The 11,334-nt window shown below is 64.5% G+C and carries 7 protein-coding genes; 2 read left to right on the top strand and 5 right to left on the bottom strand.

Annotated elements, in window-relative coordinates; all coding sequences use genetic code 11:
* Nucleotides 1-97: 97 nt before the first annotated feature.
* Nucleotides 98-1,639 carry a bifunctional aminoglycoside phosphotransferase/ATP-binding protein gene (locus CWO89_RS33090; protein ID WP_130582685.1) on the bottom strand — a complete coding sequence of 514 codons (1,542 nt, stop codon included), beginning with the start codon at nt 1,637-1,639 and terminating at the stop codon, nt 98-100.
* Nucleotides 1,636-2,619, bottom strand: coding sequence for a zinc-dependent alcohol dehydrogenase family protein (locus CWO89_RS33095; RefSeq protein ID WP_130582686.1), 984 nt, complete (start codon nt 2,617-2,619; stop codon nt 1,636-1,638). The genes CWO89_RS33090 and CWO89_RS33095 overlap by 4 nt, the downstream gene beginning before the upstream one ends.
* A gap of 387 nt (nt 2,620-3,006) precedes the next feature.
* On the opposite strand from CWO89_RS33095, the gene CWO89_RS33100 reads away from it, so the two are divergent.
* Nucleotides 3,007-4,512, top strand: coding sequence for a CYTH and CHAD domain-containing protein (locus tag CWO89_RS33100; RefSeq protein ID WP_130582687.1), 1,506 nt, complete (start codon nt 3,007-3,009; stop codon nt 4,510-4,512).
* A gap of 7 nt (nt 4,513-4,519) precedes the next feature.
* On the opposite strand, the gene CWO89_RS33105 is transcribed toward CWO89_RS33100, so the two are convergent.
* From CWO89_RS33105 to CWO89_RS33115, 3 genes are all read right to left on the bottom strand, one after another.
* Nucleotides 4,520-5,776, bottom strand: coding sequence for a DUF763 domain-containing protein (locus CWO89_RS33105; RefSeq protein WP_130582688.1), 1,257 nt, complete (start codon nt 5,774-5,776; stop codon nt 4,520-4,522).
* Between the two features lie 180 nt (nt 5,777-5,956).
* Nucleotides 5,957-6,532: an alpha-ketoglutarate-dependent dioxygenase AlkB gene (locus CWO89_RS33110; protein ID WP_245476690.1), complete on the bottom strand. Its 576-nt coding sequence runs from the start codon at nt 6,530-6,532 to the stop codon at nt 5,957-5,959.
* Between the two features lie 123 nt (nt 6,533-6,655).
* Entirely contained in the window at nt 6,656-8,383 is a 1,728-nt protein-coding gene (locus tag CWO89_RS33115) for an ATP-dependent Clp protease adaptor ClpS (RefSeq protein ID WP_130582690.1), read from the bottom strand.
* A 295-nt stretch (nt 8,384-8,678) separates the two neighbouring features.
* Here CWO89_RS33115 and CWO89_RS33120 point away from each other — a divergent pair, with 295 nt between their 5' ends.
* Nucleotides 8,679-11,000, top strand: a complete 2,322-nt coding sequence (locus CWO89_RS33120) for a Tex family protein (protein WP_130582691.1) — start codon at nt 8,679-8,681, stop codon at nt 10,998-11,000.
* Nucleotides 11,001-11,334: the final 334 nt, after the last annotated feature.

Below are 11,334 nucleotides of genomic sequence, written 5' to 3' on the forward strand. Positions count from 1 at the left end.
CCACTAGCCCGTAGCCCGGGTGGAGCGCCAGCGTAACCCGGGACCTCTGGGTCAGCGTTGCGCGCGACCCCGGGTTACGCGTTCCGCTTCACCTGGGCTACAGGCCATCCCGTGGAAGATGTGGGATGCTCCGCTTCAACGTCTCTTCCGGCGTTCCCGACGCATCCACGATCGCCCAATCGACAGCGCCGGTGTCGATGCTTTCCTGGAATAGCGCTACGTCTTGGGTTGCGTCGGATGCGTCGTTCCGGCGCGCGCCGATGCGCGCGAGGCGGACGGAAGTCTCGGCAACAAGGAATATCCCAAAGAAATCGACGCCGAGGGAAGCCGCGAGCGGGCGAAGCTGGTTTCGCTCGTCTTGCTTCAGGAACGCGGCGTCGACCACTGCGGAAAGCCCCTGAGCCAGCACAGCTCGCGCGCGGTCCAGCATCGCGTCGTAGACGCGTTCGGACGTTCCGGGCGCGTAAGCCGACTCGGGCAGCTTGACCAGCGGACCGACGCCAAAGATCTCCTTGCGGATCACGTCCGAGCGCAACAGCACCGCGCCCGGTGCGGGCTGGACCAGTCCGGCGATGGCGCGCGCCAGTACGCTCTTGCCGGTGCCGGAGCGGCCGCCGACCGCGATCAGCGACGGTTTTCCCGGCGCGATCAGTTCGAGTGCGAGTTCGAAATACGACTGCGCGTCCGACAGCACGGCGGCGCCGCCGCCCTGCGCATGCTTGGTCAGGAGCACATTGGCCCTGATCGCGGCGCGGATGGACAGGAACAGCGGCAGCAAGGCAAGCGCGCCGGCGTTCTGCCGCCATGTGGCCTGCAGATAGGAGTTCAACAGCCGGTTGGCGGCAGCGCGGTTGCCGAAATGCAAGAGGTCCATCAGCGGAAAGGCGAGGTCGTAGAGAACATCCGTGGTGGCGATGACGGGATCGAATTCGATCGCATCGAACAGGCGCGGCTTGCCGTCGATCAGCACGATGTTGCCGAGATGCGCGTCGCCATGGCATCGTCGCACCATTCTGGCGGCGGCGCGCTGCTTCAGAAGCGGTTGGCCCTTGGCGAGCAGATTGCAGCTCAGGACATGCAGCCGCTCGACCTCGGCGCCGGCAAGCGCGGGATGGCCGCGAAACGCGATCGTGTTGCGCTCGATGATGCCGGGGAGCGAGGTGAGCCAGGTCTCGCCATCTGAAACCGGCGCGCTGTCGTGGGATGCCACGATCGCCTCGGCCAGCGGCTCGGCCAGTTCCGGCGTGATCTCGCCTCGTGCCGCCAGATGGTCGAACGTCCTGTTCTCGTCGAACCGCGCCATCTCGACCGTCCACTCGATGACGTCTCCCTTGCCGTCGATTTCAGGGCCGGCTTCGCCTTCCGTGATCGGCACGACGCCGCGATAGATTTCCGGCGCGAAACGCCGGTTGACGGCGATCTCCTCCTCGCAGGCGTGCTTGCGCTTGTCGAGCGAGGAGTAATCCAGATAGGGCAGCCTCACCGCGCGCTTGACCTTGTAGACACGGTCGGGCTTCAGGAACACGATCGAGCCGTGCGTGTCGACGCGCCGGTTACCATGCCTGCCGGACGGCTTGCCGAGAAAATCCAGCACGCGGTCCTGGTCGGTCGCGCCTCGATGCAGGGACGGTGGCGTCATGGCTGCAACACCGCAGCGCCGACCAGATTGCCGCTGCGCAAGCGCGTCAACGCCTCATTGGCCTGATCCAGCGGAAAGGTGGTCGTCGTCGTCTCGATGCCGGCCTCGCGCGCCACCTTCAGAAAATCCCTGCCGTCCTGCCGTGTCAGATTGGCGACCGAGACGATCTGCCGCTCCTCCCAGAGAATATCGTAAGGGAAGGACGGAATGTCCGACATGTGGATGCCGGCGCAGACCACGCGGCCGCCTTTGCGTAAAGCGCGCAACGCCTGCGGCACCAAGGCACCAACCGGCGCATAGATGATGGCGGCGTCCAGCTCGGCCGGCGGCTTGTCGCCGGAAGCGCCCACCCAGTCGGCGCCAAGCGACAGAGCGAGTTGTTGCGCCTCGCTGTCGCCGTCGCGCGTGAAAGCGTAGATCTCGCGGCCTTGCCAGCGCGCGACCTGCGCGATGATGTGGCCGGCAGCACCGAAGCCATAGATGCCGAGGCGCTTGCCGTCGCCGGCCATCACCAGCGAGCGCCAGCCGATCAAGCCGGCGCAGTGCAGCGGCGCCAGCGCGACATCGTCGCCGTCCTCGCCGAGCGGAAAGCAATAGCGCGCATCGGCGATCAGGTGGCTCGCAAACCCGCCATCGCGCGTGTAGCCGGTGAAGCGTGGATGGTCGCAGAGGTTCTCCTTGCCTTCGCGGCAATAGGGGCAGGTGCCGCAGGTGAAGCCGAGCCAGGGCACGCCGACGCGCATGCCGGGCGCAAGGCCGTCGACAGCCTCGCCAAGCGCATCGACGCGGCCGACGACCTCGTGACCGGGAACGATTGGATAGCGGATGTCGGGCAATTCGCCGTCGACGACATGCAGGTCGGTGCGGCAGACGCCGCAGGCGGAGACCTTGATGCGCACCTCGCTCGGTCCGGGCGACGGATCGGGGCGCTGCTCGCGCACGAGCGGCGTGTTAGGTGCCTGAAGAACCATGGCGTACATCAGCAACACCTCTCTGAGGCCACAGGCGAAACTTGCGGTCTTTTTTTTGCGTTGGTTCCAGTCTGCCGCGCATGCTCTGGGTCTCACTTGATTTCGCTCAACGCCCGTCCTTCGACAGGCCGTAGACAAGCATCTTGGTCATTCCGGGGCGATGCGCAGCATCGAACCCGGAATCCATTTCACCGCTTGCATATGTCGCAAGATGGATTCTCTGATGTGCGCTTGCACATCATAGTTCGCGCGTTGCGCGCCCCGGAATGACAGAAGGGATGCCGTAGCGCGGGTTCGACCTTCTCGGTGTGAAACTATGATCGGCAGCGCGGCACTCTTCGCCGTTCTCGCGCGTTATACGTTTGCGGGCGGGCCGAAGAGCGATACGGAGCAAGCATGGCTGTCGAGACGGAACTGAAATTTCGCGTCGCCGCGCGCAACCTCAAATCTCTCGCCGGCTGGCGCATTCCCGGCGGAAAAATGGGTGAACGGTCGGAGAGCGATCTGCTCTCGACCTATTTCGATACCGGGAAACACAAGCTGAAGCGCCACGGCCTGACGCTTCGCGTGCGGCAAAACGGCAGTACGAACATCCAGACGATCAAGTCGGCGAATGGCGCGCAGTTTGGCCGAGGCGAATGGGAAGCCGAGATCAAGAACGGCACGCCGGACCTTCGTGAGGCCGACAACACTCCGCTCGAGCCGCTCGCCTCGAGGAAGCTGCAACGCAAGCTGAAGCCCGTGTTCAAGACGGCGATTCATCGCACCACCGTTCCGCTCCGGACCAGGAGAAGCGAGATCGAACTCGCCATCGATCGGGGAAGGATCGTCGCGGGTCACCGAGCGAGCCCTGTCGAGGAACTCGAACTTGAGCTGAAACGCGGGCGGCTGGCCGATCTGTTCCGCGTTGCCAGAGCGATCGAGCAACGGTCGGGAGCCGAGCTCGACTTGCGGTCAAAATCGGACCGCGGCTATGGCCTCATGCGCGGTAGCGAGGAACCGGTCGTTTTCGCCGAGCCGATCGAGTTGGAAGCCGATATGACAGCGGGCGAGGCGTTCCACGTCATCGCGCGCGCGACGGTTCGTCATTTCTCTGGAAACGCGGATACCGTCCGCAATCTTGATGCGGAAGGCGTTCACCAGATGCGGGTAGGACTCCGGCGGCTGCGCGCGGCGATCTCGCTGTTCTCCAAGGTGCTGCCTCGTGCCAGGACGGGGGCCCTTAAGCGCGAGCTGAAGTGGCTCACGGCTGAGCTCGCGCCTGCGCGCGAAATCGACGTGTTCATCAAGGAGCAGGTCGAGCCGGTCACGCATGACCGCGCGCTGAGCCGTGGCGGCAAGGCCATCAAGGAGGAGTTCGGCGAGAAGCGCGCCAATGCCCTTGCGCGAGCGAAGAGGGTGGTGAGCTCGGAACGGTTCCGCAGGCTGCTGGTCGACACGCTGGAGTGGATCGAGTCGAAGCCGAACTCGCCAAACGCGCACGGGGACGTCCCGATCGAAAAATTCGCGACCGACGTTTTGCACCGCCGTACCAGGAAGGCGCGCAAGCAAGGCCAGCATCTTGATCGGCTGTCGCCGCGCGCGCGGCACAAGCTCCGGATCAGGATCAAGAAGATCAGGTATGCGGTTGACTTCTTTGAGACGCTTTTTCCGGCCAAGCGCGACCGAAAGCGGCTCAAGCGCCTGTCCAGCCATCTCAAGAAGATCCAGGATGCGCTCGGCGCGTTGAACGACTTTGTTGCGCATCGGAAGATGGCCATGGCGGCGGCGCTGCAGGCGCCGCGCGAGAACAGGCGGGCGCGTGCGCTTGCGGCCGGCGTGGTGGTTGGCCGCGAGGACAAGGCGATCAGGCCGCTGATCAAGTCCGCCCTCAAGGAGGCGCGACAGCTACAAGTGGTGTGAATTCGCGCTACTTCGATTTGTCCGATGTCGCGCGCTTGCTGCCGGCGACATCCGCCTCCCATCCGAACACGGAGCGGCCGCCGAGCGCGGGCGATCGGTTGCGTTCCTGCGCGACGAACGCATCGAAGGATGGGCCGGTCGCGGTTCGCTCCAAGAGGCGCGCCTGATTGTCGAGGCGCTTTAGCGCCTGTATCTCTTCGTCGCGGCCGAGGCTCGCGTGCTGCACGGCCGATTTCAGCACGCGGATGGTTTCGTCGTAGACCTTGATCGGCACCGGATAGGGATGGCGGTCCTTGCCGCCATGGGCGAGCGAGAACCGCGCGGGATCCTTGAACCGGTAGGGCGCGCCATGGACGACTTCGGCGACCATCGCGAGCGACTGCACGGTGCGCGCGCCGACGCCTGATGTCAGCAGCAGTTCGGGAAAATCGCGCGGGCCGCATTCGGCGGCTGCCGCCAGCGTGCCGTGCAAGCGGCGCGTGAACACGTCGCTGGCGCGCACGTCGTGATGCGCGGGCATGATCAGATGCGGCAGCTCCGGCTGCGGATCGGGCTGCTTCGAAAGCGCGGCATATTCGCGTGCGATACCGTCGGGGCCGAGCGCGCCGAGCAGATCGAGCTGTGCCGAGCGCGAGCGTTCGGCGCGGTGGTCGGTCAGGTTGATGATCTCGCCCTGCGTGGGACCGTCAATGGCGCTGTGCGGTTCGTCGACGAAGCTGCGCAGATTTTCGGAATGCCAGTGATAGCGGCGCGCCTGCCGCTTGTCGCCGTTCATGCCTTGCTGCACCACGGTCCACTTGCCGTCCTCGGTGACGAAGAAGCCGTGCAGATAGAGCTCGAAGCCGTCCTGGACGGCGGCGCTGTCGACCTTGGCCACCAGCCGGCTGGCGCGTGTCAGCGCCGCGCCATCGAAGCCGGTACGTTCGCCGAGCGCGGTCAATTCGTCCGGCGTGCGGCGTGAGTTGCTGCCGCGGCCGCCGCAGACATAGATGCCGAGCTCGCCTTGCAGCGGCACGAGCCCGCGCTTCAATGCGCCGATCACGGATGTGGTGATTCCAGAGGAATGCCAGTCCATACCCATGACCGCGCCGAAGGATTGGAACCAGAACGGATGGGCGAGGCGCTGCAGGAACTCCTCGCGCCCGTAGTGGTGGACGATCGCCTGCGTGATGATCGCGCCGAGTGCCGACATGCGCTGGCCGAGCCACGCGGGCACGCGCCCGTTATGGAGCGGAAGATCGGCGCTGCCGGTTCGTCGTGCCATGGGGGTCCCGATGCGGAATCAGACGGAGTGTAGCAGTTCTTGCTGCGCCATAGGAGCGAGGTCGCGCCGAGTTTCGTAGCCCGGGTGGAGCGCAGCGCAACCCGGGACTTCTTAAGACTGCGTTGAGAGCGGCCCCGGGTTACGCTGACGCTCACCCGGGCTACGGCACCGGTGCGCCGCTCAGTCCCGCATCGTGCGCAAGGTGATGGAGTAGCGGGGTGCTTCGACAGCGGGGATGCTATGCTCCCAGATTTGTCTGGCCTCACCCGAGAGCAGGTAGATCGACCGGGGTTGCGCCTCCAGGGTGAAGCGCTCCCACTTGTCGCCGGCCGGGCGGCGGAAGCGGAACTTGCACGGCGATCCCAGCGACAGGCCGAAGATCCGGTCGAATTGCGGCTTGTCGCGGTGCCAGCCGATGCCGACGCCGGTCTCGTATTCGGTGCAGAGCGCCTGGGCGATCTCGGTCCCTGATCCGCCAAAGGCCTCGACCTGCTCGATCACGGGGCCAAGCCAGTCGGGGATGAAATCGGCCTCGCGTAGCCGGCGCTCCGTATAGTCGTAGCGGAAGCCGAACGAGGCCACCCGCCGCTTGCCCTGATATTGGCCGAACTCGAACGGCTGCAGCGGAAGCGCCGCGATGCGCGCGATCAGTTCCCGTTCGATGTCGGGCGAAAGGAAATCGGCGGCATAGCGCAGTCCCTCCGGCGCTGAAAACGCGGAGGAATTGTCGGCAAAAAGGGCGAGCTGCTCGGTCAAGCCGGCGGTCCTTATCTCGGCATGGCAGGATCGGCCCTTAATATAGGGCGGAACAGCGCGGCATGAAGGGGCCGTCGATCGCATCGCCGGACCAGGTGCGGCGGCCCTTCACGCGCGCGTGCGTCACTCCGCGGCCATCTCCTGCGCGCCGCCGAGCAATTTCACATTGAGGCGGCCGCCGGCGAACAGCATGTCGTCGAGCGCCTCGTCGATGTCGGCTGATATCACCGACTTGCCGCCGTCGCGCGCGATGCTGGCCTGTGCGAGGCGCCGCATCAGCTCCTTGATGAAGGCGGCGCTGGCGCCATCCGTGCGCCGCACCGCTTCATCGACGGTGCTCTCCTCAAGCGGCAGGTTCTTGCCATAGAGCCGCACGAGCTTGCCGCGGCCGATCGCATCCGGCAGCGGCACCTCGATCGCTTGGTCGATGCGGCCGGGCCGGCCGGCCAGCGCGCTTTCGAGCTCTTCGGGGCGATTGGTGGTGAGCACGAACAGGATGTCGGCATCCTCCTTCAACCCGTCCATCTCGTTGAGCAATTTGTTGAGCAGCGATTCCTCGCACGGGCCCATCAGTTCGCGGTCGCTGGCAATCAGGTCTACGTCTTCGATGACGACCATCGTCGGCTGCAGCAGCCGCGCCAGATTCATGTAGGCTTCGAGCAGCCCGATCTGTTCGGCGGTGATGATCAGCGTCGTATGTCCCGGCAGGTTGGTCGCGAGATAGCGGATGGTGTGAGTTTTGCCGGTGCCCGGCGGGCCATAGAGCAGGATGCCCTTGCGCGTCGACTGACCCAGTCGGCGCAGCGCGTCGCGGCTACCGACAAAGTTCAGAACATTGCGCTCAAGCAGTCTTAGGGTCGGTTCGGGCAGGATAACGGCCTCGCGATCGATCGGCGGCAACCGGTGCACCGTTACTCCCCTTGAGCGTCCGCGATATTCGGCTCCGCCGTCGAGCGAAAGAATCTTGCCGCGATAGGAGCGTGCTGCCTGCACCGCTTGCTCGAGTTCCGAAAAACAGCGCTGCACGAAGGTGTCGCCGGTTGCGCCGGTCGGCACCGCGATCTCGATCCGGATCGCGTCCTCGTTGCGGGATTCGCGATAAATTGATAGCAGCACCGCGTAGCGAAGCTCGCCAGCGCGGCACAGCCACAATCCGTTGTTAAGACATTTCACCGCCGCCGGCTCGCCGACGTCGACTTCATAATACTGCGGCGGAGCGATCACCGGCGCATTGCGCCCGTCGTTCATCAATCCCGCAAAAGTCAGCGTCTCGTAGCGATATTCTTCGTGGACGCCGAAGAAGTGGATCGGTGAGGCGAGCAATCGGTCCAGCGCGACTTGAACGTCCGCACGCATATGACCCGGAAAGCCGCGCGCCCGCGTCACGAGCTGGTTGCGCGGAATGCCGGCAAAATGCCAATCAATCGCGACGTATGTGTATCTGAATTCTTCGCCCTGCAATTTTTCGGATGCATCCCTTGCCGCGAGCAGGCAATCGCTGCAGAGGCAGGCGATCTTGTCGCCGAGCTGCACCTCCTGCACCGGCGGCGGCGCGCCGCACAAATCGCATGGGCCGCTGGTCCTTACTGCCTCGCTGGTAATCTGAAGACGATGCCCGGCCGCGCTGATGCGCTGTTGCGCGGTTTTCCAAAGCGCCGCCGCGACCCGGGACGGATAAGGGCCGCAGGTGGCATTGCCTTGCTGGTCGATCTCGGCCGCGAACAGGATCGCCTCCCGTTCCGACTTGCCGAACACGGCGCGCAAGAGCTCCCTGACGAACTCCCGTGGCGTCTCGTCATCATTGTGGAAGACAAACTGAAACGATTCGGCGCCGGTATACCCGTCGTCCATGAAATCCCTCTTGCACGCAACTTAAGATCGGAGGAACAAAAAAAGAACATCACGAAACCTGCCCTTCGTCAAGCAGGCCAAACTAGAAAATGTCGGAGAGCTTTGCCGGAGGACGATTCGACACATCTTCGGCAGATTGACAGCGCACAGACCGCGATACCGATTCGCCGCTCGCGCGGGCCGCGCTTGTGAACTGCCTGTCGCTGCGACTTGATCAAATCGGCGGGCATGGTCCATAAGCGGCGTCCTCGCGACCGGTGGTTCGGTTGCTTCGAAGTGGTGCAGAGGGAATTGCGTGGCAAAGATTCATCAGCAGATTGCGCAAGAGCTTGGCGTGCGCGAACAGCAGGTCGAGGCGGCCGTCACGTTGCTCGACGGGGGCGCCACGGTGCCGTTCATTGCCCGCTATCGCAAGGAATTGACCGGCGCGCTCGATGACGCGCAATTGCGCACGCTGGAAGAACGGCTCACCTATCTGCGCGAGCTCGAGGAGCGCCGCACCGCGATCCTCAATTCGATTCGCGAGCAGGGCAAGCTCGATGCCGCGCTCGAAGCGCAGATCATGGCCGCCGACAACAAGGCGCGTCTGGAGGACATCTATCTTCCCTACAAGCCGAAACGTCGCACCAAGGCCGAGATCGCCAAGGAGGCCGGGCTCGAACCTTTGTCCGAGCTGTTGATGACGCAGCCGCAGCATGATCCGAAAGCGCAGGCGGCAGGTTTCGTCGATGCGGAGAAGGGCGTGGCCGATGCCGCCGCGGCGCTGGAAGGCGCGCGCGCGATCCTGGTCGAGCGCTTCGACGAGGACGCCGATCTGATCGGCGCGCTGCGCGAGGAGGTGTGGACGAATGCGCGCATGGTCTCAGCCGTGCGCAAGGGCAAGAAGACCGAGGGCGAAAAGTTCAAGGACTATTTCGACTTCAGCGAGCCGCTGCACAAGCTGCCGTCGCACCGCATCCTGGCGCTGTTCCGCGGCGAAAAGGAGGAGATTCTTGACCTGCAGATGCAGCCGGAGGCAGAGCCGCCGGTTGCCGGCGTGCCGAGTGCCTATGAATTGAAGATCATGAAACGTTTCGGCATTTCCGATCTCGGCCGTCCCGGCGACAAATGGCTTATCGAAACCGTGCGCTGGGCGTGGCGCACCAAGATCCAGGTGCATCTCAACATCGACCTGCGCATGCGGCTGTGGACGGCGGCGGAAACCGAAGGCGTGCGGGTGTTCGCCTCCAACCTGCGCGACCTCTTGCTGGCGGCGCCCGCCGGTGCGCGTGTCACCATGGGGCTCGATCCCGGCTATCGCACCGGCGTCAAGGTCGCCGTCGTCGATGCGACCGGCAAGGTGCTGGCGACGACAGCGGTCTATCCGCACGAGCCGCAGCGGCAATGGGAGGAGGCGCTCGCGATCCTCGGTAAGCTCGCCATTCAGCATCGCGTCAACCTGATCGCGATCGGCAACGGCACGGCCTCGCGCGAGACCGATAAGCTCGCCACCGAACTGGTGAAGCGGCTGCCGGACTTGAAGATGACGAAGATCGTCGTCTCGGAGGCCGGCGCTTCCGTTTATTCGGCCTCTGCCTACGCGTCGGAGGAACTGCCCGGGCTGGACGTCACCCTGCGCGGCGCGGTGTCGATCGCCCGCCGCCTGCAGGATCCGCTCGCCGAGCTGGTGAAGATCGATCCCAAGGCGATCGGCGTCGGCCAGTATCAGCACGATCTCGGCGAAAGCAAGCTGGCGCGCTCGCTCGATGCCGTGGTGGAAGACTGCGTCAACGCCGTCGGCGTCGACGTCAACACCGCCTCCGTCCCGCTGCTGTCGCGGGTGTCGGGCATCGGGCCCGGCTTAGCGCAAAGCATCGTGCAGCACCGCGACTCGAACGGCCCGTTCAAGTCGCGCAAGGCGCTGAAGGAGGTGCCGCGGCTGGGGCCGAAGGCGTTCGAGCAATGCGCCGGCTTCCTGCGCATCAATGATGGCGAGGACCCGCTCGATACGTCCGGCGTGCATCCCGAAGCCTATCCGGTGGTGCGCCGAATTCTCGCAGCGACCAAGAGCGACATCAAGGCGCTGATCGGCAACAGCGAGATCGTGCGCCAGTTGAAGCCGCAATCGTTCGTCGACGAGACCTTTGGCCTTCCGACGGTCACCGACATCCTGCGCGAACTGGAAAAGCCCGGCCGCGATCCCCGTCCGGCGTTCAAGGCCGCGGTGTTCAAGGAAGGCGTCGAGGAGATCAAGGACCTCCGGGTCGGCATGATCCTCGAGGGCACCGTCACCAATGTCGCTGCCTTCGGCGCCTTCGTCGACATCGGGGTGCATCAGGACGGGCTGGTGCACATCTCGGCGATGTCCAGGACCTTCATCAAGGATCCGCGCGAGGTCGTCAAACCCGGCGACATCGTCAAGGTGAAGGTGCTGGACGTCGAAGTCGCCCGCAAGCGCATCGCGCTGACGCTGCGGCTCGACGACGAGACCGGCAAGAAGGATTCGAAGGGCTCATCGCGCGACGGTGCTCGCGGGCCGATGACGTCCTCTGCCCCGCGCAAGCAAGAACAGCCCGGCAACGCCTTCGCCGACGCCTTCCGTCGCGCCAACGAGAAGAACGGCAAACCGTTGCGCTGAGCGGAGGCAGCCTCCGCGGGCTGATCTCTCATCGTGCTCGCGGACGCAGCCACTCACTCCAAACCTCTTCCCGTCAAGGACGGGAGACGTGCCATCGCTCGCCTTTATCAGGATCAAGCACGGAAGATAACTTTCGTGTCAGAATCTGTCACCTTTGTCAGTTGAAGTCGAAGGAAGATTTGGCTCTCCTGATCCTTCTCTTGTCGCGACGTGATGCGTCGCTGCAATTCAACCAGGAGGAATCGGGATGAAGAGCAAGCTCGTCAATTCCCTTATCGCGGGTGCGCTCACGAGCGCGCTTGCGCTGGCATCGCCGGCCTTCGCTCGCGGAGGC

The organism is Bradyrhizobium sp. Leo170, from assembly GCF_004296405.1.
Classification (GTDB): domain Bacteria; phylum Pseudomonadota; class Alphaproteobacteria; order Rhizobiales; family Xanthobacteraceae; genus Bradyrhizobium.

Excerpts from the sequence above, each read along its gene's own strand:
- CWO89_RS33090 (WP_130582685.1), bottom strand. The coding sequence starts at position 1,639 with ATGACGCCACCGTCCCTGCATCGAGGCGCGACCGACCAGGACCGCGTG.
- CWO89_RS33095 (WP_130582686.1), bottom strand. The coding sequence starts at position 2,619 with ATGTACGCCATGGTTCTTCAGGCACCTAACACGCCGCTCGTGCGCGAG.
- CWO89_RS33100 (WP_130582687.1), top strand. The coding sequence starts at position 3,007 with ATGGCTGTCGAGACGGAACTGAAATTTCGCGTCGCCGCGCGCAACCTC.
- CWO89_RS33105 (WP_130582688.1), bottom strand. The coding sequence starts at position 5,776 with ATGGCACGACGAACCGGCAGCGCCGATCTTCCGCTCCATAACGGGCGC.
- CWO89_RS33115 (WP_130582690.1), bottom strand. The coding sequence starts at position 8,383 with ATGGACGACGGGTATACCGGCGCCGAATCGTTTCAGTTTGTCTTCCAC.